The 20,678-nt window shown below is 65.1% G+C and carries 22 protein-coding genes and 1 pseudogene; 13 read left to right on the top strand and 10 right to left on the bottom strand.

The window, feature by feature from the left end:
* Window positions 1-20 precede the first annotated feature (20 nt).
* Together C446_RS10945 and C446_RS10940 are read right to left on the bottom strand one after the other, a co-directional pair.
* On the bottom strand, window positions 21-710 hold the full coding sequence (locus tag C446_RS10945) for a cache domain-containing protein (RefSeq protein WP_006673162.1): 690 nt from the start codon (window positions 708-710) through the stop codon (window positions 21-23).
* A gap of 4 nt (window positions 711-714) precedes the next feature.
* Window positions 715-1,815 (bottom strand): ABC transporter substrate-binding protein, encoded by a 1,101-nt coding sequence (locus tag C446_RS10940; protein WP_006673161.1) that lies wholly within the window; start codon window positions 1,813-1,815, stop codon window positions 715-717.
* 695 nt (window positions 1,816-2,510) lie between these two features.
* Between C446_RS10940 and C446_RS10935 the strand changes: the two genes are divergently transcribed.
* Both C446_RS10935 and C446_RS10930 read left to right on the top strand, forming a co-directional pair.
* The gene (locus C446_RS10935; RefSeq protein ID WP_006673160.1) at window positions 2,511-3,005 is read left to right on the top strand and encodes a M41 family metallopeptidase; all 495 of its coding nucleotides are present in this window, start codon (window positions 2,511-2,513) and stop codon (window positions 3,003-3,005) included.
* 139 nt (window positions 3,006-3,144) lie between these two features.
* On the top strand, window positions 3,145-3,579 hold the full coding sequence (locus C446_RS10930) for a metal-dependent transcriptional regulator (RefSeq protein WP_006673159.1): 435 nt from the start codon (window positions 3,145-3,147) through the stop codon (window positions 3,577-3,579).
* Between the two features lie 170 nt (window positions 3,580-3,749).
* Here C446_RS10930 and C446_RS10925 read toward each other — a convergent pair whose 3' ends face one another.
* The 3 genes from C446_RS10925 to C446_RS10915 form a co-directional block, all read right to left on the bottom strand.
* Window positions 3,750-5,570 (bottom strand): phospholipase D-like domain-containing protein, encoded by a 1,821-nt coding sequence (locus tag C446_RS10925; protein ID WP_006673158.1) that lies wholly within the window; start codon window positions 5,568-5,570, stop codon window positions 3,750-3,752.
* A gap of 112 nt (window positions 5,571-5,682) precedes the next feature.
* Window positions 5,683-7,077 carry a HEAT repeat domain-containing protein gene (locus C446_RS10920; RefSeq protein WP_006673157.1) on the bottom strand — a complete coding sequence of 465 codons (1,395 nt, stop codon included), beginning with the start codon at window positions 7,075-7,077 and terminating at the stop codon, window positions 5,683-5,685.
* Between the two features lie 72 nt (window positions 7,078-7,149).
* On the bottom strand, window positions 7,150-7,878 hold the full coding sequence (locus C446_RS10915; RefSeq protein WP_006673156.1) for a protein sorting system archaetidylserine synthase: 729 nt from the start codon (window positions 7,876-7,878) through the stop codon (window positions 7,150-7,152).
* 108 nt (window positions 7,879-7,986) lie between these two features.
* Here C446_RS10915 and C446_RS10910 point away from each other — a divergent pair, with 108 nt between their 5' ends.
* The 8 genes and pseudogenes from C446_RS10910 to C446_RS10880 all read left to right on the top strand — a co-directional run bounded on the left by C446_RS10910 (window position 7,987) and on the right by C446_RS10880 (window position 13,973).
* Window positions 7,987-8,427: a plastocyanin/azurin family copper-binding protein gene (locus C446_RS10910; RefSeq protein ID WP_006673155.1), complete on the top strand. Its 441-nt coding sequence runs from the start codon at window positions 7,987-7,989 to the stop codon at window positions 8,425-8,427.
* A 9-nt stretch (window positions 8,428-8,436) separates the two neighbouring features.
* Window positions 8,437-8,649, top strand: a pseudogene (locus tag C446_RS18080) (hypothetical protein); the annotation flags it as partial.
* A 250-nt stretch (window positions 8,650-8,899) separates the two neighbouring features.
* The gene (locus C446_RS10905; RefSeq protein WP_006673154.1) at window positions 8,900-9,829 is read left to right on the top strand and encodes a sulfide-dependent adenosine diphosphate thiazole synthase; all 930 of its coding nucleotides are present in this window, start codon (window positions 8,900-8,902) and stop codon (window positions 9,827-9,829) included.
* Between the two features lie 72 nt (window positions 9,830-9,901).
* A complete protein-coding gene (locus C446_RS10900; protein ID WP_006673153.1) occupies window positions 9,902-10,207 on the top strand; it encodes a hypothetical protein in 306 nt (101 codons plus the stop codon).
* A 90-nt stretch (window positions 10,208-10,297) separates the two neighbouring features.
* A complete protein-coding gene (locus tag C446_RS10895) occupies window positions 10,298-11,188 on the top strand; it encodes an NAD-dependent epimerase/dehydratase family protein (protein WP_006673152.1) in 891 nt (296 codons plus the stop codon).
* A 244-nt stretch (window positions 11,189-11,432) separates the two neighbouring features.
* On the top strand, window positions 11,433-12,596 hold the full coding sequence (locus C446_RS10890) for an amidohydrolase family protein (protein ID WP_006673151.1): 1,164 nt from the start codon (window positions 11,433-11,435) through the stop codon (window positions 12,594-12,596).
* 77 nt (window positions 12,597-12,673) lie between these two features.
* Window positions 12,674-13,438 (top strand): DUF7001 family protein, encoded by a 765-nt coding sequence (locus tag C446_RS10885; protein ID WP_006673150.1) that lies wholly within the window; start codon window positions 12,674-12,676, stop codon window positions 13,436-13,438.
* A 127-nt stretch (window positions 13,439-13,565) separates the two neighbouring features.
* Entirely contained in the window at window positions 13,566-13,973 is a 408-nt protein-coding gene (locus tag C446_RS10880) for an acyl-CoA thioesterase (protein WP_006673149.1), read from the top strand.
* A 16-nt stretch (window positions 13,974-13,989) separates the two neighbouring features.
* Here C446_RS10880 and C446_RS10875 read toward each other — a convergent pair whose 3' ends face one another.
* The gene (locus C446_RS10875; protein WP_006673148.1) at window positions 13,990-14,760 is read right to left on the bottom strand and encodes a class I SAM-dependent methyltransferase; all 771 of its coding nucleotides are present in this window, start codon (window positions 14,758-14,760) and stop codon (window positions 13,990-13,992) included.
* Between the two features lies 1 nt (window position 14,761).
* Window positions 14,762-15,661, bottom strand: a complete 900-nt coding sequence (locus C446_RS10870; RefSeq protein ID WP_006673147.1) for a thiamine-phosphate synthase family protein — start codon at window positions 15,659-15,661, stop codon at window positions 14,762-14,764.
* A gap of 207 nt (window positions 15,662-15,868) precedes the next feature.
* Between C446_RS10870 and C446_RS10865 the strand changes: the two genes are divergently transcribed.
* Window positions 15,869-16,303 carry a hypothetical protein gene (locus C446_RS10865; protein WP_006673146.1) on the top strand — a complete coding sequence of 145 codons (435 nt, stop codon included), beginning with the start codon at window positions 15,869-15,871 and terminating at the stop codon, window positions 16,301-16,303.
* Window positions 16,304-16,451: 148 nt separating this feature from the next.
* Here the strand turns inward: C446_RS10865 and dcd are convergent, their stop codons facing one another.
* Both dcd and C446_RS10855 read right to left on the bottom strand, forming a co-directional pair.
* A complete protein-coding gene (gene dcd, locus C446_RS10860) occupies window positions 16,452-17,048 on the bottom strand; it encodes a dCTP deaminase (protein WP_006673145.1) in 597 nt (198 codons plus the stop codon).
* Window positions 17,049-17,192: 144 nt separating this feature from the next.
* On the bottom strand, window positions 17,193-17,861 hold the full coding sequence (locus C446_RS10855; RefSeq protein ID WP_006673144.1) for a DsbA family protein: 669 nt from the start codon (window positions 17,859-17,861) through the stop codon (window positions 17,193-17,195).
* 95 nt (window positions 17,862-17,956) lie between these two features.
* Between C446_RS10855 and pth2 the strand changes: the two genes are divergently transcribed.
* On the top strand, window positions 17,957-18,295 hold the full coding sequence (pth2, locus tag C446_RS10850) for a peptidyl-tRNA hydrolase Pth2 (protein ID WP_006673143.1): 339 nt from the start codon (window positions 17,957-17,959) through the stop codon (window positions 18,293-18,295).
* Window positions 18,296-18,468: 173 nt separating this feature from the next.
* Entirely contained in the window at window positions 18,469-19,824 is a 1,356-nt protein-coding gene (truD, locus tag C446_RS10845; protein WP_006673142.1) for a tRNA pseudouridine(13) synthase TruD, read from the top strand.
* A 41-nt stretch (window positions 19,825-19,865) separates the two neighbouring features.
* Here the strand turns inward: truD and C446_RS10840 are convergent, their stop codons facing one another.
* Window positions 19,866-20,678: a DUF2182 domain-containing protein gene (locus C446_RS10840; protein ID WP_239639493.1), complete on the bottom strand. Its 813-nt coding sequence runs from the start codon at window positions 20,676-20,678 to the stop codon at window positions 19,866-19,868.

Here is a 20,678-nt window from a genome sequence, read left to right as displayed (position 1 = left end):
ATACTGTCGCCTTCTTGCGTTCAACAGAGCATGTTCAGTTGATCGATCATCACCTGTCCGTCGGGATCGACGACCGTCGTGAACCCGGTCTCGGTCGATTGGTGGAGGAGTTCCGAGATCGCGTCCGTTCGCGCCGTATAGACGATCCCCTTGTCATCACGTTCGTTCACCTGCGTTACGAACGCGACCTGGGTGACGTTGATCGCGGACTCCTCGAACGCCGTCACTCGCACCTCTCCCTCCTCGAGAGTAGTCAGATCGTCCTGAGCCCACGGTTCACCGAGGTCTCGCGGGGCTTCGCCGATACGGCCATCCCGTGAACTCGCTTCGATCTCCGTCGTCTCGAGATCGATGTAGTGGACGCTCTGGGCCCCCATCGTCAACTGATCGTCGGTAATCAACGAGGAGAAATACAGCCGCATGTCGATCTCGTCACCTTCGTTTACGGGTTCGGAGCCCGCGATCAGGTTCGTCTGCTTTTGGGAGTCGTCGATCCAGATGTCCAACTGATCGGCGTGCATCGTGGCGGTCGCGGCGAGTTGCTCCTCGGCATCCTCGCCCAGTTGAGCGTTGGTCGTGAGGTACAGTTGCGTCCCGAAACCGACGACGACGAACAGGACGAGCACGAGCGCGAGCGCGAGTTTCAGTCCGTAACTCTCACGGATGCGTCGTGGAACGAACCCCCGGAGACCGTCAGAATCCGTCGTCATGGCGTTACGATCCCTCCGCCATCTCGGTAATCGCGTTCTCGTACAGTTCCCAGTCTTCGTTGAACGCCTCCCAGTCCGGGAACGCGAACTGTGCTGCCTCCTCGCTGCTCGTCGGGAGCCACTCGTCGAGGTTGCTCGGGTACGTCACGTCGCGGTTCGTAAACAGTGAGGGAGTCAACTGCGCCCACTGGCTCTGGATGTCAGCATCGAGGAGGAAGTTCAGGAAGTGTTCCGCCAGGTCCCGCTTCTCGGTTCCACGAACGACACACCAGTGGTTGACGAACGCCGGACTATCAGGCGGTGTCACGTGTGAGAGCCCCTCCTGGAAGTCGATGTCGTAGTGAGTCTGTTCGAAGTAGAACTGAGCGAGGTCGATCTCGCCGGCCTCGAAGAGGTCCCAGATTTCCTCGCCGGAGGTTGCCCATCCCGTGACGTCCATCTCCCCTAACCGTTCGAGCACCATTTCGCCCTGGCCGGTGTACAGTTCGTTCGCTCCGTCGGCCTCGTCCATTCCCACGGCGACGGCGTGAAGCGGGAACGCCCAGAACCCGTAGTCGACGCCGATTCCGACGTCCGACGGCGGGGAGACCATGTCCGACCACGAGGTCGGCTCGAAGTCGAGGTCCTCCCGGTAGATCAACGTACACGGCGCACCGTCGACTGGCACGCCGTATTCGGTCGGCCGGAACTCGCGGTAAAACTCCATGGTGTCCTCGAGGTTCGGCACGTTTTCGGCTCGAATGGGCTCGAAAAGCCCTTCATTGCGGCCGGCCAGGTAAAACGATCCCTCGGTGATCGTCACGTCGTAGGGTGGGTCGTCCTCGGGTGCCTCCCGAATGCGCTCGAGAACTTCACCCCAGCCCCGCTCGACCTCGAGTGTCACGCCCGTTTCGTGTTCGTACAACCGTTTTACCTCCTCCTCGAACCGGTCCCCGTAGTTCCCGCTCCAGACCATCACCCGCAGTGTCTCCCCCTCGAATCCGTCAGCCGCGTCGGCGACAGCGGTTTCACTTTCGCCGCCTCCGAGACAACCGGCCAGCCCGAGCCCGACCGTCGCCCCTGCTGTCTCGAGGATTCGCCGCCTGTTCGATTCGGTACCACTCATTTCCCGAATAAATCGGGAGCGCCATCACAAAGGGTTTAAGGCCAGATATAAAATTATAAATTGTTATCTTCTATCAGGTGCCGTTGTAACTCCCATTCGAGAGGTACCGGGCTGCCAGGTGTGGGTCCGTCGACACGGTCGTCCATCCGCTCGGCTGCGGGTTCGTGTCACTCGAGTCGCGTTCTATCGTGTGACCGGAAGATCATACCGACTTCTCCCACGACTGCAGACGTGGGGGATGTGCTGGCCACAGACCAGCGCCGGTCACAGACGGGCATCCCCGCGTGGACGGTCGCCGGTCGGCCGCCGGCGTTCTGAAGTCAGTGTGGCTCCCGGCCGGGACACGCTGGGCTTGAAATCGTCTCCAGAACCTGTCTCTTATACACATCTCTGATGGCGCNGGCCACAGACCAGCGCCGGTCACAGACGGGCATCCCCGCGTGGACGGTCGCCGGTCGGCCGCCGGCGTTCTGAAGTCAGTGTGGCTCCCGGCCGGGACACGCTGGGCTTGAAATCGTCTCCAGAACGATTCCGGCCAGCCGGCAGTCACGCTGGACATCGTTACGGCGATCCCTATCACTGGCTACGACACTCGCCGCGTCGGTACTGTCACTACACGTCGTCGACACCACGCACGGCTCCAGCGGTATCACAGAGTAGGGACGATTAAGTACCAGCGGTCCGCACGACGTGATATGAGTCTGGGACAGCGCGTCTCGAGCGACCACCAGCTCGCCCGGTTGCTCCAGATCGGGGTCGTGTTAGAGGAGGTCGTCGAGTCACGCGCCGCCCACCACCTCGAATCGCTGTCACCCGAGGAACGGGCAGAGGTCGATGAGGAGGTACGGGAGCTGCTCGTGGAGGCCAGCGAAGAGTCGGCCGATCATCGCGAGCGACTCGAGGCGCTGATCGACGATCTCGACGCCGAAACCGTCGCCTACGAGGAGATCAATGCCCTGGTCGACGCCCAGTACGGGCCGCCGGAGGACACCGACGGCGTACTCTACGACCAGTTGGCCAACGAAGAGACCGCCTACAAGTTCTACGACGACCTCATCGAGGCGGTCGAGGCCTCGGACGCGGAGTTCGATCTGGATCGCGATCGACTGTTGGAGACCCTCGCTGACATCCGCGAAGAGGAGAAAGAGGGCGTCGAAGAAGTGACCGACATCATGGAGCGGAGAGCATGATCGGGCGACCGACAGCAGGAGACGCGACCAACAGCGGACCACGCTCGCGAAACGAGTTCGTCACGGGTCGGGCGCACGGACGACCGGGCGCGCCTCGAAACGACCGACAGCGGAGACGCTATACCGACGGAGGAACGCGATGAACACTGCAGACCAGTATCTCAAGGCAGTCTACCTCGCCCAACGGATCGAAGACGGCCCCGCCTCGACCGGGACGCTCGCCGATCTACTCGAGGTGAGTCCGGCCAGCGTCAACGAAATGATCGGCAAACTCGAGGATCGCGGCCTCGTCGAACACGAGAAATACAAGGGAACCAGCCTGACTGACGAGGGCCTCGAGCGTGCACACGACGCCTTGCAGACCTACTGTATCATCGAGCGGTTTCTCGCGAACGTCCTCGAAGTCGAAGAGTTTCGGGAGGAGGCCCGCGCCCTCGAGAGCGTCATCGACGACACCGTCGCGGAGCGGCTGGATACGATTATCGACCGACCCGAGGAGTGTCCCGACTGTTTCGATCCGGAACGGGACTGCTGTGAGCGACTCGAGGCTGAACTGGGCGGTTGTGCTGACTGATATCGATTTACCGATCGCTCGTCTCCCACGCTCTTTTTCCCGTCGTCTTGCCTGGTAGCTCGGGCTCGTTGCCTTTCGATCCACTAGCCACCGGCAGTTCGGAGTCCGAGCTGTCGGCGTCGGGTTCTCCCGTCGTTCAAGGTGGCGTCTAACTCGTCGTCCGGACCGTATCACTCTCCTGGCGGCCGATCGTCGCCGAACTGTACGTACCGGCTCCCGACGACCGCTGCCACGACCAGCGCGAGGACGACCGTGGCGGAGAACTCGAGTGGGAGCGTCCACCCGTCGCCGCCCCAGTCGTCCTCGAAGACGGCCGCGTAGAACGCCGCGGCCTCCTCGCCGTGGGCTGCGATCAGTACCTCGCGGTTGTTCTCGAAGGCGTTGTCGTTCCAGTTTGCGCTGCCGACGACGGCGACCTCGCCGTCGACGACGATACCTTTCGCGTGGATCTTCTCGAAACGGTCGGTGTCTTCGACGAGTCGCGCCTCGAGCGGTAACGCTTCGTCGCCGGCCAGTCGCTCGAGGTCCGCAACGAGTGCGGCGTTGTCGTCCTCGTGGTACCAAGTCGAATCCAACAGGATACGTACGTCGACGCCACGTCGCGCCGCGTCGACGGCCTCCTCGAACAGCGCCGTCTCGCGGGAGATACTCGCCTGCTTGATCAGCAGTTCCTCCTCGCTTTCCCGAACGAGTTCGATCAGCCGCCGCTCGGCGTTGTCGGGTGCGAGAAGCAACTCGGCCGACTCGAGGGAGACGGTCTCGGCGTCGTGTTCCGCCGGGAACCTCCGCGGTGGCGGAGGATCGTCCTCGACGAACGTGGCGTTCCGACGGAAATCGGCTCCGGGTCGGGCGTCCCAGCCGCCGAAGTCGGTCTCGAACACCGCTGCCAGATCGTCGGCGAGCGCTTCGTCCTCGAGTGTGATCCCCCAGCCGCGGCTGGATTCGCCGCCCACGCCGGCGGGTTTCCAGTTCTCGGTGGTGACGAGAAGTCGATCGTCGGCGACGACGTACTTGGGGTGGTGGTAACGGTATCGTGCACCTTCGCCGCCAGTCGCTCGCACGTCGACGCCGCCGTCCTCGAGCGTTTCGACGACCGATTCAGTTCCTTCGGGAGTCCCGCCGACGGGTCCGGACTCCACGAGAACGGCGACGTCGACCCCGCGGTCGACGGCCGCGACGAGTTCCGCCGCGATCGGTTCGGACGTGATGGTGTAGCCGGCAAGCAGGAGGCGGTCGTCGGCGTCCTGGATCGTCTCTACGGGGACGTCCGGCGAGTCCGGCAAGACGAACGCGGTGGCTGCGTTCGGTTGGGCGGTCGTGACCGGGCGACAGGTGGCATCGCGGGGCCACCAGCGGCCCCGAGCGGCGGTTTCGACCGACTCCGACATCGCTTCCGTGCCAGTCCCGGTGATGGCGCTCGCGTCTCGATACCACCGTTCGGCCTCAGGTGCGTGATCGTAGCTCACGGCGTCGACGCGCTCCGATCCGTTTCGCAACACGAGGTCGTCGCCGTCGACCGCCAGGCGCACCGTTCCCTCGAGTTCGACTACTGGGGCGTCGGTCAACGGCTCGGTCGCGTTCGGCGCGGTACTCACGGCCACGCGGCCGGAGACGGTTTCGTTGGGGAACGACGCGGTCGTGTGGCCGTCGGTGAGGGTCCAGTTTCCGAGCCGCGTCTCCGGCGGCGTCTCGAGCAGGACGAACTCGCCGACGTTCTCGTCGAGCGTCGGATTGGGGTAGAGTTCGACGATCCGTGGTTCGTCGACGCCGGTAGAAGGGGTGTTGTGTTCGGTCGTCGGCCGAAGAACGGTGTCGGCATGTGGACAACCACGGCCTTCGTCGTCGGCTCCACTCTCGGTTGCGGCGAACTCGGCTGGCAAGCCCGGACCGGCGACATCGCTTTCGGTGAGTCCAGCCGCAACTCCGAACGTGGAGAGTGCGACGGTCACGATCACGATCGCGATCGTGGCAACGACCGACCTCCGAACCATCGCCGACGTTGGTCCCGTAATCCAACTTAAACGTTCGTCTCGAGAACTACCGGCGGGTTCGACTTTGGGGGTGGAAAAACCAGATCGATCGTCGGCCGACCCAGTCGGGCCGTCACGCCGCCGGTTCTTCGGAGAGGTCGACCCTGTCGGCTTCGGCCTGGACGAGATAGGCCCGGTCGTCCTCGTACTCGGTGACGATCTCGAGGGCCGTTTTCGTTCCGATCTGGCTCAGAGCCCACGCGGCACTCGCGCGAACCCGGTCCTCGTCGTCGTCCTCGAGCACGTCCGAAAGCGGCTCGATGGCCCGGGTGTCGCCGATCAGACCCAGCGCGCGGGCGGCCCAGCTACGGACATCCGGGTTGTCGGCGACGAGCTGTTGGGCCAGCGGCTCGACGGCTTCCTCGGCTCCGATTTCGCCCAGCGCCCGGAACGCCGGCTTCTGGAGATCCGGGTTCGAGTCGACGTAGTCGACGAGCGCGTCGACGACTTGCTCCTCCGCGACCCCGATCTTTCCGAGGATGCGAATGGCGGCCTCGTCGCGTCGACCGGCCTTCTGTACCATCGGTTCGATGGCTTCCTCGGGCCCCATCCGTTCGAGGGACTCGAGGCAGTGTTCCTCCATGAACTCGGAGCCAAGCGAGTCGTAGGCAAGCAGAATCTGGTCGACGTTGCCACGCTTCTCGTGGACCTTGAGCGCGTGCCACTCCGGGGGGAAGTCCTTGACGTGGTCGAGAACGTCGTAGAATCCTTCGCGCCGGAGCTGTTCGCGTACCTCGAGGTCGGTCCACTCCGTCGCCTCGTCGACCTCGCTCTCGAAGTCGTCGGTCGCTTCGAGCAACCCGGCGATGATCTCCGCGTCGTCGTCGGGGTCCAGATCGGCGTCCTCGACGGCCTCGGTTGCGTCATCGAGGGTCGCGTCGAGCGTTTCGGGGACGTTGCCCTCTTGAGCCCCGCTCTCACCGAGTTCAGCGCCACTTGCGGGCTCGAGATCGTCGGCCGTCGAAACGCTGCTTCCGAGCAGATCGTTCAGGCCGGCGAGAAACGAGTCGGTCGCCTCGATCAGTTCCTCGTCGCCTTCGACCGTCCAGCGAGTGCCGGTAATCGTGCCACTGACGCCGTCGATCTCGCTGACGACGTCCTCGGCGTAGGGGCCGCGCTGGTCCTCGAGGTCGTCGCCGAGGTCGTCGAGGTCGCTCTCGAGGTCGTCGTAGCGGTCCTGGAGCTCCTCCTCGGGCGCGGGTTCGTCGTCTTCGTCTTCGTCTTCATCCTCGTCGTCGGTCTCGGGCGGGTCCGGAATCTCGACCGTTTCGAGGTCTGTACGGACGGACTCGAGGTCGGCCTCGACGACATCGAGGTCGTCCTCGGTTTCGGCATCCTCGAGATCGTCTTCGATCCCCCCGAGATCGCTCTCGACGGCGTCGAGGTCCTCGCGGATGGCCTCGAGTTCGGCCGGGTCGGCTCCGGCCCCGTCGTCGTTCTCGTCACCGGTTGGCTCGTCTTCGCTCATGGTTCCACCGTCGTTGGGAGACGACGCCGACGCGTGACAGAGTCCATACGCGACAGTCGTTGTAGGATCGCCCTAAGCGTTTCCATGCGTCTCGAGATCCCCCGGCCGTGGATCGTCGCGCCAGTAGAACCAGGGGCTCAGGATCATATACGCCAGGCCCAACAGGAGGAGGGCAAATGGGAACGAGCGATCCGCAAACTCGGGGAGGAGAACGGCGAGGACGTGGACGACGCCCATGATCCCGGCATCGCGGGCCAGCAGATCGGGGTAGGTGATCCGCGAGACCATCAGGTAACAGAACGCACCCGTGATCGCGAGCACGAGCCAGGCGTCGGCGACCCCTGCGAGGATTGCAGCGCCGAGGATGGTCGCCGCCAACGTCGTCTGGATTCCCTCCGTGTAGTTTGCCGCCGTATCGTAGGCAGTGTACATCCCTAATCGGGTGACTGCTGTCGCGACGAACAGGGCGCAAACGGCGGTTACGAGTGCCAGCTCGAAGGTAACCCCCTGCTCGAATCCGATACCGAAACCGTCGGTCACCACGACGAACGCGAGGACGGCGGGAGCGACGGCGAAGGAGGCGACGTCGGCCAGCGAGTCGAGGTAGGGACCGGCGTCGGTACCGCCGTACCGCCGGGCGAGGATACCGTCGAGACCGTCGGCGACGGCCGCGAGCAGGATCAATCGGGCGGCCAGATCGATGTCGACGAAGGCGATGACGATGGCGACGAACCCCAGAGCGGCGTTGGCGACCGTCACCGCGTCGGCGACACCCAATCGACCGACGAACCGCGGGAGCATACTCGCGGATTCGACGGGCGGGTACCTTACGTGTTTTCGTTTCAGCGCGTTGTGACGCTGGTCCCACGAACCGGGCTCGTTATATTGCGCGTGTCCCAACGATTTCGCATGAACCGGCGCGTCTATCTCGCGGCCGTCGGCACCGCCGCCGCCGGCAGCCTGGCGGGGTGTACCTCCGTTCTCGGGAGCCTCGAGCCCGATCCCGACGCCAGCGACGACTACGATATCGGAATGACCCGCAACGAGTTCGTCCCCGACGAGTACGAGGCGAGCGTCGGTGAGACGGTCGTCTGGAAGAACACGAGCGGCGCGGATCACACCGTCACGGCCCGCGAAGACAGCCTCCCCGAGGAGGCGGCCTACTTCGCGACTGGCGACTACGACGACGAGGAGACGGCTCTCGATGCCTGGCACGAGTACCGGGGCGGTCGCCTCGGGACACGCGAAACCTACGAGCACACCTTCGAGGTCCCCGGCACGTACACCTACATCTGTGAACCCCACGTCAAAGGCGGTATGGTCGGGACGGTCGTCGTGACAGAAGACTGAGCGGTACCTGCTGTAACAGCGATGAACGTCCTCAAGCGCGGCTTTGCTGAATTAGGGCTGGGACGGCTCGAAGACACGCCTGTGGATACTGTGACCGTCCTCAGAACCGAGGGTTCTGATGGCCCCCACGAGAGATCGGCTCTTGTGAACGCCACGGACGCCGATGAATTTCGAGAGGTGTCCGCACGTCACGGCATCGAAACAGGAAGCCTGCCCTCGTGAGAGCAGGCTTCCCCGCGCCACCGTATACGGGGTAACATTCAACGTTTCCGACTGTTTCCCCGACCAGCTCGGGATCAAGAGCTGTCAGCGGTCACCAGATCAGGTTCGAATAGCTCGCTGCTTTTCTCGTTCTTCTCTCTTCGGCTGTTCCCTGCCCTCGTAGCGGCGTCTATTGTCCGTGCTTCTCGCTTGACAGTGTCGGTGATCGTCACGACAGACTTTTTACCACCCAAAGATACCACCTAGTTGTATGAGCGACTTCGACCAGTTCAGCCAGGTCGGCGAAGCCGACGTAACGCGTGCGATCGGACAGGAGTGGACCGAGGAGTTCATGGACTTCTCGGATTCGGATGTCATCATCGTCGGCGGTGGCCCGTCGGGACTGACCGCCGCGAAAGAACTCTCCGAGCGCGGCGTGAAGACGATGGTCGTCGAGAAGAACAACTACCTCGGCGGCGGGTTCTGGCTCGGCGGCTTCCTGATGAACAAGGTGACAGTTCGGGACCCCGCCCAGGGAATCCTCGACGAACTCGAGGTTTCCTACAAGGAGTCCCAGGACAGTGAAGACCTCTACGTCGCCAACGGACCCGAGGCCTGTTCCGGGCTCATCAAGGCCGCCTGTGACGCGGGCGCGAAGATGCAGAACATGACCGAGTTCACGGACATCGTGATCCGTGAGGACCACAAGGTCTCGGGGATCGTGATGAACTGGACACCGGTCCACGCCCTGCCCCGCGAGATCACCTGCGTCGACCCGATCGCAGTCGAGGCCGATCTGGTCATCGACGCGACGGGACACGACGCGATGGCGGTCAAGAAACTCGACGAGCGCGGCGTCCTCGACGCACCCGGTATCCAAGACGCCAAGGAGTCCTCGACCGGTATGGATCAGACCGACGACGACAGCTACGGTGCGCCCGGCCACGACTCGCCCGGTCACGACTCCATGTGGGTCGGCAAATCCGAGGACGCAATCGTCGAACACACTGGACTCGTCCACGACGGCCTGATCGCCACCGGGATGGCGACTGCGACGACCTACGGCCTGCCGCGGATGGGGCCGACCTTCGGTGCGATGCTCGTTTCGGGCAAGCGCGCGGCCCAAGAAGCTATCGACGAACTCGGCGTCGACGCCGACCCCGTCGACATCACCTCGCGAGCGACGCCAGCGGACGACTGACGCAGTCGCCGACGCCTACTACGGTCGGAAGTGATCGCCGGATTGATACGACATGCGTCGGTCGGCCGTGACATGGATGTCGACGACGACGTCATGGCCGTCCGAATCGCCGTTCGGCGCGAGCTAAACCGCTTCTTTCGGCGGCTCGTCTCGTTACTTTTAGCCACGCTCGGGATTCTCTTCGGTCTCGCCGCGATGGGATCGCCGTTCGTCCTCGGCGGCGGCGAGTTCCTGTTCGGAGCCGGGTTTCTCGCCGCCGTGGTCTGTAGCTGGTGGTTCCTCGGCGCGACCGTCGACTCCGATCCCGTGAGACTGACACCGGAGGAAAACGAGGCGGGCGACGCGAACGAGCCTGACGGTTCGAACGGAGCCGACTAGCCAGCACCCATCAGGGGCCCGTCGATCGCGAGTCCATCCTCGCTCGCCGAAACCCACACCCTTTTCGCCGCGCCGTCGGAGGGTTCGAACATGAACGTAGTCGTCACCGGCGCGACGGGCGGCGTCGGCAGTTGGCTCGTCGACCACTTCGCGGACGACGGCCACGAGGTACTCGGGCTCGACCTCGAGCGTCCACCCGGCGAGCACGAGAACGCCACGTTCCTCGCGACAAATCTCACCGATCAGGGGCAGACCTGGGACGCCATCCTCGCTCACGACCCCGATGCAGTCGTCCACTTCGCGGCCGTTCCACGGCCGGGGATCGAACCCGACGCGCGCACGTTCCTGACGAACGTCGAAAGTACGTACCACGTCCTCGAGGCGGCCGGGCGAGCGGGCGCGAACGTCGTCTGGGCCTCGAGCGAGAGCATCTACGGCTCGGTGTTTGCCGACGAGCCGTGGCTCCCCGAGTATTTCCCCGTCGACGAAGCACACTCCCGGCGGCCGGCGGACCCCTACGCGACGTCCAAACTGGTCGGGGAGGAGATCGCGGCGATGGCGGCCCGCAAACACGGCATCTCGGTTACTTCGATTCGGCCGTCCTGGGTGACCTATCCGGGGGAGAAACGAACCGCACGAGCCCGCGAAGCGTTCGATCCCGCGACCGCGGAACCGAACGGCAACTTCTGGACCTACGTCGACGTCCGGGACGTCGTCTCGATCGTGGCGGCGGCCCTCGAGAACGCTCCCGACGGCCACGAGACCTACCTGGCCGCCGCGGCGGAGAACTTCCTCGATCGCCCCACAGCGGCGACGATCGAAACCGTGTTCGGGGACCTGCCCGCCGAGTGTGACCTCGAGGGTGACGAATCCGCGTTTTCGACGGCGAAGGCTCGGTCGGACCTCGGCTGGGAACCGACCCACTCGTGGCGAGAAGCCGAAACCGAACCACTCGAGGGACCGGCGTTTCTGGAGCGATGACGGCGACGGCCGATACTGTCGGACAGCAGTCGATACGAGGCCAGTGGTGAACGGAGCCGTCGCCACCGGTGACGACCCCGGCAGAACGATCGGCTTCGCGTAAGCTGTCTAACTGAGAGAGGTCCTCCCGGTGCCGGACGAGTCTTCGGTAATCGAGTGCCTACCGACTGTTCGATCCCGGTAGGGCGAGTAGGTGCTGGCTACGCACGTCACTGTTATACAGCGGTGTGTGGAACCGGGTCGCATGTCTCGCCCACCGTCCCCTCGCTCTGTCAGCGACTCGTCGCCCGAAGGGCACGGCTCGGGCGCGTCGGACGGTGACTGCTCTACGCGTCCCGGGTCGGTCACGACGCGACGCCGATACCTCGCGGTCACCGCGAGCGTCGGTCTGTTCGCGTCCATCGCCGGCTGTGCATCCGATACCGTCGACCAGTCGACGGCCGGCTCCGAAACGCCGGCGTCGAACGCGACGACGCCGGAGGATCGAGAGGCCGACGGGGAAAACCGGGAAGTCGAAGACGACGGCTCCGAATCGGCCGGGGACGAAGACGCCGAGCCGAGTTCCCCCGCCGGTCTACCGCTGTTCGATGCACACACCCACGTCGTTCCCAGGGCTGCTCGAGGGCACGACCCCCTTTCGGCCGACGAACTCGTCGCCTGGATGGACGCCCACGGCGTCGACCGTGCGGTCGTCCTCGCGTTCGATTCGCCCGAGGCGTATCCGGTCCAGTCCCCGAGCTGGTGGGTACTCGAGGAAGTCGAGGCGTACCCCGACCGACTCGTCCCCTTCTGTACGATCGATCCCCGAACTCTGGTGTACGGCGAAGGGACTGCCGAGGCGTTGCTCGAGCGCTACATCGATCGTGGCGCGCGTGGCTTCGGTGAACTGAAAGTCGAGATGCCGATCGACGACGATCGTCTCGAGCCGGTCTACGAGCTGTGTGCCGAGTACGAGCTGCCGCTTCTCTTTCACACCGACCGGCAGTTCCTGACGGACGATGTCGGTCTCCCGGGGCTTGAGCGTGTCCTGGCCTCGTATCCGGCGGTCGACTTCGTCGCACACGCCCACGGCTGGTGGTCGCACATGGGTGCGGACGTAGAACCGGCGGACCTCGGCAGAATCCCCGACGGGCCGATCGAATCCCGTGGTCGGACCTGGGAGTTGCTCGCGGAGTACGACAACATCTACGCCGACATCTCGACGCGAGGGGGGTGGAACGCGCTCACCCGTGACGAGACAGTCGGACGGGAGTTTCTCGAGACCCACCACGACCGGATCGTGTTCGGAACCGACTACCTCTATCCGGGGCAATCAGTCCCTCACTTCGATCTGTTCGATCGATTCGATCTCGACCGGGAGGCGTGGGCAGACGTTCGACATCGCAACGTCGAGAGCCTGCTCCGCTGATCCAGCGGCGGGCTCGTCGACCGACCGTGACACGGACGGACCGCAATGTATTACTCCGTGGTACGACTAGCAAATGCATGGTCGACCGAGTCACGCTCTACCGGGCCCCGACGACGGTCGCCGACGTGGACACGATCGCCGACTGGCTCGAACCCCGTGTCGACGCCGCCGTCGAGGTTCGGGACCGGTTCTTCGAGGAACACCGGACGGACGAACTGCCGGAACGGTTCGCCGACGCACGGGTTACGTCGCCGTACGAGCGCGAGACGGGCAACACGATGCTCGGGACGATCCGCTACGAGGAGCGGGCGCTCGAGCAGCCCGAGCGCGGCGGCGGTGTGCTCTACGACGGGCTGGAGGTCCAGCGGGCGCTACACAGCGCCCTGCCGAACGAAAAACGCGGCCTCGACCGGCTTCACGTCCCGATCCTGGACCGGGCGATCGGAACCTGGGGCGACCACGATGGGCGCTGGCACAAGCGGGTGAACGTGCTCGGCCAGCCCGCATTGCTCTCGGTGCCCGGGCTCTACGAGGCCCCGGCCAAGCCGGAGGAGTACTACAAAGAGAAACAGCGCCATGCCTTGCTCTCGGGCGATACACCGCCCCGTGAACTCCTCGAGGAACAGGTCGAAGGCCAGTTCCTGATCGAGGACGACCCGCGAACGACCGACGCCCTGAAAGGGTACGTCCTCCAGGCCTACCACTATCTCGAGACGGGGGAGGGGTTCTGCGAACGGGAGGGGTGTCGGCTTTACAACGCTCACTATCACGAGGAACTGTTCCGAGCACAGCTACGCGAGCCGGCGTTGTGTACCGAGCACGCTCGGCTGTACGGCGAGTGAGTGGACTCGAGCGAGGACAGGACTGCGGAAGCGACGGTGACGAGTCACTGGGCCCGGAGCCGAGAATCCGGCATCGAGCCGGGGAACCGGTACCCTCTTTTCCGTCAGCCGAGTCCGACGATACACGATGAGCGAGTTTACGACCGACATCGCCGTCCGCTATCGCGATCTCGATCCGCTGGATCACGTCAACCACGCGGTCTACGCGAGCTACCTCGAGGCCGCCCGAACCGACTACCTCGAGACGGTCCTCGAGGTCGCTCCCGAGGAGATCAACTTCGTCATCGCGAACCTCGAGATCGATTATCGGCGACCGATCGTCAAAGGCGACGATCCCGAGATCGCGCTGTGGGTCTCCGGGATGGGCGACTCGAGTTGCACCATGGCATACGAGATCCGCGTCGGCGACGAGATCGCGGCGACGGCGGAGACGACGATGGTCCACGTCGACGCCGACGCGAAACAGCCAACACCGATGCCTGACGAGACCCGCGAGGCCCTCGAGACGGCCGACGGCGTCGAAGCGTCGGCGTGAACCGACGACTGCCCGCTCATCCGATTCGACCGCCAGTCATCCGTACCACCCCGAAGAGATGAGTCTCGTCGGCGACTGCGCTCGAGCGCTCTCGAAGCCGTCGGTGGGCCGCGTCGATCTTCTCGTCGAGTCGCAGATGGGGGTCGTTCTCGTAGCGTAGTTTCGTCGTCGGCGGGGTCGAGAGGACGACGATCGCCCGGAACGCGGCGTTGACCGGCGGTGCGTACCAAACGTCGTCGTCACAGCGAGCCGCGTTCGCAAGCACCACGTGTCCGTCCGGGCCAACGAGGTCACACCAGTCGTCGACCGCACCCGCGGGGTCCTCGAGCATGCCGACGACGAAGGTTGCGAGCACCGCGTCGACAGTCCCGTCGTCGCGTTCGACCGGCACAGACTCGAGTCCGACCGTCCTCCCCGTCCCCGTCCCCGTCCCCGTCCCCGTCCCCGTCCCCGTCCCCGTCCTCTCCAGTGGCGGCTGCGTCGCGTCCCCGCGAACGACGTGGACGTTATCGTACTCGGTCGTCAGCTCACGGGCTCGCTCGAGTACCGGCCGGGTAAAGTCGACCCCGATCACGGTCCCGTCGGGACCGACCTGCTCGCGGAGGACAGGCAAGTTCGCCCCGGTGCCACAGCCCATCTCGACGACGGTGTCGCCGGGCTCGAGCCGGCAGGCAGCGGTGGCGCGTGCTCGGAGACGAGGGATGCCGGGCGTACGGCGGGCGATCAGGTCGTACAGCGACGCCCAGCGGCCGTAGAACTCCTGTGCGGAGTCGGGACTCGTGCTCATACTACAGCAGCGATCGAACGGTGTCCGCGACCGACTCGGCGTCCGGGCCGAGTACGTAGATCAGAGGTTCGATCCCCATGCCACCGGTCTGGTACAGCACCGTCGCGTCCGGCTGCGCTTCGATTGCCGCACTCACGCTCGAGGAGATGTCGTCGGACTCGTCGAACTCGGCGGTTGCGTGGCCCACCTCGGCGAGGTCGTCGAGCAGTTCGGGTTCGTACGTGACGTTGATCGCCGCCGACGCGTCCGAGCCGTGGGCTCGCGCGGCGAGTAACACGGTCGCGACGTGTTCGGAGACGCCGAACTCCGGATCGGACGGCACCGTCGTCCGGCCTTTCACGTCGAAGATCCGTCCGGGGACACCGGCCACGTCGTCGACGTCTTCGGCGTCGGGCGTGCAGGCGACCAGGTTCGATCCGACTGCGGGGATCAGTTGTGCGAACCCGCCCGCGTTCTCGAGGATACGGAGTCCGCGACGCAGCGACGACAACACCCGCTCGCTGGTCCGCAGATCGCTCTCGGGATCGTGCACGCGGAAACTCGCCCCGTGGTCGGCGAGTTCGGGAACGGCCTCCTCGTGGAGTTGTGCAAGCAGGTCGCCGCCGCTCTCGAGTTCCCGGACGAGGACCTCGATTTCGATCAGCGCCTGGACGGGGGTCATGTCGCCGGAGGCGAGCCCCTCGGCGAGTTCCGTGACCAGAGACTGGACGCGTTCGTCTTCGGCGATGCGATCGTTGGTCGCGACGTCGCCGTGGGCGTACTTCGAGACTGCGCTCTGACTGATCCCGAGTACGTCGGCGACCTCGCTCTGGGTGAGTCCCCGCTCGCGGAGTTCGCCGGCCAACATCGACCGGACCGTCGGCAGGAACTCGTCGACGACGATTTCTTCGACGAATTGCATTTACCGGTTGCTACGACCGCCCCGGGGTTAACTTGTTGGCTCCGAGCGAGCGTTGCTCGAGTTTCGCCCGGGGACCCAACAGGATTCGTCTGGTGAGCTGGTGTGCAGTGACTTGCAGTGGCTACTATAGTCGGCCCCACGCCGCGGCCCGCGAAGGAAAATGCTTCACACTTATCGGGACCGGGAGAGACGATACGGGTACGACCGATGTCCGTCAAAACTGGCGTTCTCTCGCTGTCCGCCGGTCTCGCCGCCTTCTTCGGATTCGGTATGGCGACGGCGGCGATCACTGGCCCGCTGGTCGAGTACGAACTGCTGTTGGGACTGCTTGCGGGGACGATCGCGGGGGGCGTGGCGACCGCGGCAGTCGCGGTCACGTTCGCTCCCGACGTTCCCTCCGGTCGCCGGCGCATCGCAGGGACCGTCACGGGGTTCGGGGTTGGCTTCTTCGTCGGACTCGTCGGGGGCGTGATCGTGGTCCACCTCGGAACCGTCCAGTCGATCGGCGCGGGATTCGCGCTCGGGATTCTCAGTGCGTACGGCGTCTCGCGATCGGGGTTCGCAAGCGACGGTGAAGCGGAGTCCGACCCTGGAACCGGCTCCGAGTTGGACGCCGGCTCCGAAGGCGGCTCGAACGAATAACGACTGGGGCGCACAACGCGAGACCGGAAACGATCGCTACTCGTACTGTCGGACAGCAGTCGATCCGAAGCCGATCGTGACCTCGGAGTCGTCGCCAACGAGGGCGACTCCGGAGATCGAACGGCTTCAGGTCGCTTTGCTACCAGTATCAGTCCTCGAGTTGGTCGCCGCCGAACTCGTGATCGCCCTGGATACGGGAAGCCTGCGGGCCGTCCTGGTCCTGATACTTCGACCCGCGCTCGCTGCCGTAGGGTCGTTCGGCTTCGGTTTTGAGCTCCGTAAAGGTGAGCTGGGAGATGCGCATGCCGGGCGTGAGCGCGACGGGGGCCGTTCCGAGGTTCGATAGCTCGAGGGTGATCTGGCCGCGATACCCCGGATCACACAGCCCTGCGGTCGCGTGTACCACGACGGCGAGCCGACCCAGCGAGGAGCGTCCTTCGACGTGGGCGATCAGGTCCGGCGGAATCTCGACGCGTTCGTGGGTCGTTCCGAGCACGAAGTCACCGGGATGGAGAATGAAGTCGTCACCCTCGTCGACGACGGTTTCCGTGACGTACTCGTCGACCTCCTGTTCGGAGTCGGGATGGATACAGGAGATGTTCGTCCGCTGGAACTCGAGAAACTCACGGCCGAGTCGCAGGTCGACGCTGGCCGGCTGAATCTGCAGTTCGGGGTCGTCGAGGGGGTCGACGACGAGGTCGCCCTCCTCGAGTCGATCGAGAATGTCCGCGTCCGAGAGGATCATACCCGTCGAGTCGAACGGCGAGGGTGTAAACGGTTCGATCCGGAATTTGTGTCCGGAAATTGGCGATGTTGTGTTGCTGGGTTGTGGGTCGCTGGGTTGTGGGTTGCTGTGGCGCTGGGTCGCTGTGTCACCCCGACTCGTTCGTCACTCGAGTGCCGCGTCGATCGCGTCGGCCGTCTCTTCGAACGCCATCTCGCTGAAGGTCTGGGTTTCGGAGTCGTAGAACTCGACCGGGTCACCGTCGACGACGACCGTCGGTGTTCCACTGATGCCGTTGGCCCGGCCGTAAGATCGTTGGGCCTCGATCGCAGACCGGTGACGGTCCTCTTCGGCCGCTTCGCGAACGTCGGCTCCGTCGGCCCCGACTTCGTCGGCGATGTCTTCGACGATCTCGTAGCTGTACGACCCCTGATGTTCGTAGACCCGACTCGTAAACGCCCAGAACGCATTGTCGCCTTCGGTCTCGAATACTTCCCGGGCTGCGCTAGGGAGCTCCCAGGACCACGAGCTGCCGATGACCGGAAAGTCCCGATGCTCGTACCGGACGGACCCGGGTTCGAGATACTGCTCTCCGAGTGCGGGGAACACGTTCAGTTTGAACGCCTGGCAGGCAGGGCAGGCGAAGTCCTCGTACACGACCACGGTAACGTCGGCCTCCGGATCGCCGATCACCGGCGGTTCGGGCGGCTCCGGGTCGTCTTCCGCTGGCGATTCGGACGGTTCCGAGGGATCGTCACCACCGAGACAGCCCGCGATGGCACCCGAGCCGACCGCTGCGGACGTCCCGAGAAAGGCACGGCGCGTCTGATTCATACCGCCTCCTAACGAGTCCGACAGCAAATGCGTGTCGTCTCGATTACTGTCCTCGATCGTCGCCGATTTATCGCTCGCTCTCGAGGACTACGCGTATGAAACAGGCAATCGTCGCCCGCACGGACATCGGGATGGGCCAGGGAAAACTCGCCGCACAGGTCGCACACGCGTCCCTGTCGGCTTACGAGAGAGCGGACACACGAGCACGGGATCAGTGGAAAGACGGTGGACAGAAGAAAGTCGTCCTGAAGGGGGAAAGCGAGCGACAGCTCCACGAACTCTCGGAGATCGCCGACAGCAAAGGTATCCCGAACGCCCTGGTGCGGGACGCCGGCCACACGCAACTCGAGCCGGGAACCGTCACCGCCCTCGCGGTCGGTCCGGCTGCTGACGACTCGGTCGATAGCGTGACGGGCGACCTGTCGCTCTTTTAGCGGTGCTCGGCCGATGCGCCGCTCGAGACCGATGACGATCCGGAGCCGGGGCGCGTAGTCACCGCCTTCGAATACCGGGCTGATGCGGACCCACACCTGCCCCTGCACCCGACCGCCACTCGACAGGAGAACGAACGGATTTATCCCCCGCGACCGAAGCGCCGGCAACGATCATGCGTTCGCCACACCCAACGGAGCGAGCCGTCGGCCTCGAGTACTACGTCAGCGATACCGACGGGGTCGGCGGCCAGCTCCGCGCAGACGACGACCAGTTTCGCGTCCGGGAACTCGAGCGGTTCTCGACTGAGCCCGTCGACGCGCCGACGGACGCCTATCCGTATCTCGTCTTCCGGGCAACGCTCTCCGGGTGGGATACCAACGACTTCGCCTCACGGCTCTCGAACGCCCTCGGTATCTCGCGCGAACGCGTCAACTGGGCCGGCACGAAGGACAAATACGCCGTCACGACACAGCTGTTCTCCGTCTACGGGGCCGAGCCCGACGACCTACCCGATGTCGACGGCGCGAATCTCGAGGTCGTTGGGCGGGCCGGACGTGCCCTCGAGTTCGGCGATCTCGCGGGTAACGCCTTCGAACTCGTCGTGAGCGAGCCCGAGCGACCGGCACTGGTCGACGAGATCACCGACGAACTCGCGGCGTTTGCGGGGACGGAGGACGCCGACGACAGCGACGGCGCGGTTACCGTCGGCGTCCCCAACTTCTTCGGCCAGCAGCGCTTCGGCAGTCGCCGCCCCGTCACCCACGAGGTCGGTCTCGAGATCGTCCGCGACGACTGGGAGGGTGCGGTGATGGCCTACCTCGGGAACCCGACGGATGCCGAACCCGAGGGAACGCAAGCGGCCCGGACGTTCGTCGAGGAGACCCGTGACTGGCAGGAGGCCCTCGAGCGGTTTCCCCACCGGCTGCGGTACGAGCGGTCGCTGCTGCACGAACTGGCCGAGTGTGACGGCGAGCCCGAGAGTGACACCTACCGGGCCGCACTCGAGCGTCTGCCTACCAATCTCCAGCGGCTGTTCGTCCACGCTGCGCAGTCGTACGCGTTCAACCTGATGCTCTCGGAGCGACTCGAGCGCGGGCTGGCGTTCGACCGGCCCGTCGAGGGGGACGTGGCCTGTTTCGTCGATTCGGACGCGCCCGACGGACTCGCGTTGCCCGACACGGATCGTCTCCAGCGGGTCGACGAACGGAGAGTTCAGTCGGTGACTCGTCACTGCGAGCGCGGCCGGGCGTTCGTCACCGCGCCGCTTGTCGGGACCGAGACCGAACTGGCCGACGGCGAACAGGGCGAGATCGAACGCGAGGTGCTCGCGGCGTTAGGTCTCGAGCCCGACGACTTCGACCTCCCCGGGGAGTTTCACTCGACCGGGACGCGGCGGGCGATCCTCGTACGGACCGACCTCGAGACCGAGCGGGAGCCGCTTCGGCTCTCCTTTTCGCTGCCGAAGGGATCGTACGCGACCGTTCTCGCCCGGGAGTTCCTCAAGGTCGATCCGATCGATCTCGGCTGACGGTTGGGCCCCCGGCCGGGGAATGACAGTGGTGGGCAGTCTCAGACGCTCGGCACGCCAAACAGCAGCGTGAACGCGGCAGCGCCGAGCAGCACGACGCCCCAGGCGCGGGCGACGTTCTCGCTCTCAGGGGCGACCCGCTCGAGGACGACGACGAACATCAGACCGACCATGACGGTGACGTTCATCGATCCCAGCGCGACCATTGCGGCGAACAGCGGCCAGGTGCAGCCGACGCAGTTGACGGCGTAGGCGACACCTTCCCGACCCATGCGACCGACGGAGGGTCGGTGGGGGACCTGACGACAGGACGCACATCGTGCGAGCAGATCACGTTTCAGCGGGGAGAACTGGTAGGCACCGGCGAACGCGAGCAGGCCCCCGACCACGAGCGCGCTGGCGTCGACGCCGAGAACGGAGCCACTCACCAGGCCGTGGATCGAGACGGTGGACTCGACGGCCAGCGGGACGACGCCGACGGCCGTCCACACGAGTCCGTAGGCCAGCAGGAACGAGGCGATCGCGGGTGCGAAGACGTTCCGGGCACAGCAGAGACGCTCGCGGTAGCGCCGGACGACGGGAACGAGCGACGGGAGCATCATCGCGACCATCATCGTCCCCCACATCAGCAGGTAGGCGGACCCACCGGAGAGGCCGTTCGCGACGGCCATCGCCTCCGGAACGCCGGGGGCGGCCATCGGCGCGTCGAGCCCCGCCGGCGCGGGGCCGAGTCCGGGAAGCCACCCCTCGAGCAGGACGAGCCACAGGGCGGCGGCGAGCGAGAGGACCAGCGCGTCCGCGACCGGTACGGCTGGGCGGTCGAGGTCGATACGATTAGTGATGGAAGAAAGCAT

It is taken from the genome of Halobiforma nitratireducens JCM 10879, from assembly GCF_000337895.1.
Classification (GTDB): domain Archaea; phylum Halobacteriota; class Halobacteria; order Halobacteriales; family Natrialbaceae; genus Natronobacterium; species Natronobacterium nitratireducens.
This window is presented reverse-complemented; position numbering and strand designations above follow the sequence as displayed.

Excerpts from the sequence above, each read along its gene's own strand:
- C446_RS10935 (WP_006673160.1), top strand. The coding sequence starts at position 2,511 with ATGAGTCTGGGACAGCGCGTCTCGAGCGACCACCAGCTCGCCCGGTTG.
- C446_RS10940 (WP_006673161.1), bottom strand. The coding sequence starts at position 1,815 with ATGAGTGGTACCGAATCGAACAGGCGGCGAATCCTCGAGACAGCAGGG.
- C446_RS10840 (WP_239639493.1), bottom strand. The coding sequence starts at position 20,678 with ATGCTTTCTTCCATCACTAATCGTATCGACCTCGACCGCCCAGCCGTA.
- C446_RS10930 (WP_006673159.1), top strand. The coding sequence starts at position 3,145 with ATGAACACTGCAGACCAGTATCTCAAGGCAGTCTACCTCGCCCAACGG.
- C446_RS10895 (WP_006673152.1), top strand. The coding sequence starts at position 10,298 with ATGAACGTAGTCGTCACCGGCGCGACGGGCGGCGTCGGCAGTTGGCTC.
- C446_RS10945 (WP_006673162.1), bottom strand. The coding sequence starts at position 710 with ATGACGACGGATTCTGACGGTCTCCGGGGGTTCGTTCCACGACGCATC.
- C446_RS10870 (WP_006673147.1), bottom strand. The coding sequence starts at position 15,661 with ATGCAATTCGTCGAAGAAATCGTCGTCGACGAGTTCCTGCCGACGGTC.
- C446_RS10855 (WP_006673144.1), bottom strand. The coding sequence starts at position 17,861 with ATGAATCAGACGCGCCGTGCCTTTCTCGGGACGTCCGCAGCGGTCGGC.
- C446_RS10900 (WP_006673153.1), top strand. The coding sequence starts at position 9,902 with ATGGATGTCGACGACGACGTCATGGCCGTCCGAATCGCCGTTCGGCGC.
- C446_RS10920 (WP_006673157.1), bottom strand. The coding sequence starts at position 7,077 with ATGAGCGAAGACGAGCCAACCGGTGACGAGAACGACGACGGGGCCGGA.
- C446_RS10905 (WP_006673154.1), top strand. The coding sequence starts at position 8,900 with ATGAGCGACTTCGACCAGTTCAGCCAGGTCGGCGAAGCCGACGTAACG.
- C446_RS10885 (WP_006673150.1), top strand. The coding sequence starts at position 12,674 with ATGGTCGACCGAGTCACGCTCTACCGGGCCCCGACGACGGTCGCCGAC.
- pth2 (WP_006673143.1), top strand. The coding sequence starts at position 17,957 with ATGAAACAGGCAATCGTCGCCCGCACGGACATCGGGATGGGCCAGGGA.
- C446_RS10875 (WP_006673148.1), bottom strand. The coding sequence starts at position 14,760 with ATGAGCACGAGTCCCGACTCCGCACAGGAGTTCTACGGCCGCTGGGCG.
- C446_RS10890 (WP_006673151.1), top strand. The coding sequence starts at position 11,433 with ATGTCTCGCCCACCGTCCCCTCGCTCTGTCAGCGACTCGTCGCCCGAA.
- C446_RS10915 (WP_006673156.1), bottom strand. The coding sequence starts at position 7,878 with ATGCTCCCGCGGTTCGTCGGTCGATTGGGTGTCGCCGACGCGGTGACG.
- dcd (WP_006673145.1), bottom strand. The coding sequence starts at position 17,048 with ATGATCCTCTCGGACGCGGACATTCTCGATCGACTCGAGGAGGGCGAC.
- C446_RS10910 (WP_006673155.1), top strand. The coding sequence starts at position 7,987 with ATGAACCGGCGCGTCTATCTCGCGGCCGTCGGCACCGCCGCCGCCGGC.
- C446_RS10880 (WP_006673149.1), top strand. The coding sequence starts at position 13,566 with ATGAGCGAGTTTACGACCGACATCGCCGTCCGCTATCGCGATCTCGAT.
- C446_RS10925 (WP_006673158.1), bottom strand. The coding sequence starts at position 5,570 with ATGGTTCGGAGGTCGGTCGTTGCCACGATCGCGATCGTGATCGTGACC.
- truD (WP_006673142.1), top strand. The coding sequence starts at position 18,469 with ATGCGTTCGCCACACCCAACGGAGCGAGCCGTCGGCCTCGAGTACTAC.
- C446_RS10865 (WP_006673146.1), top strand. The coding sequence starts at position 15,869 with ATGTCCGTCAAAACTGGCGTTCTCTCGCTGTCCGCCGGTCTCGCCGCC.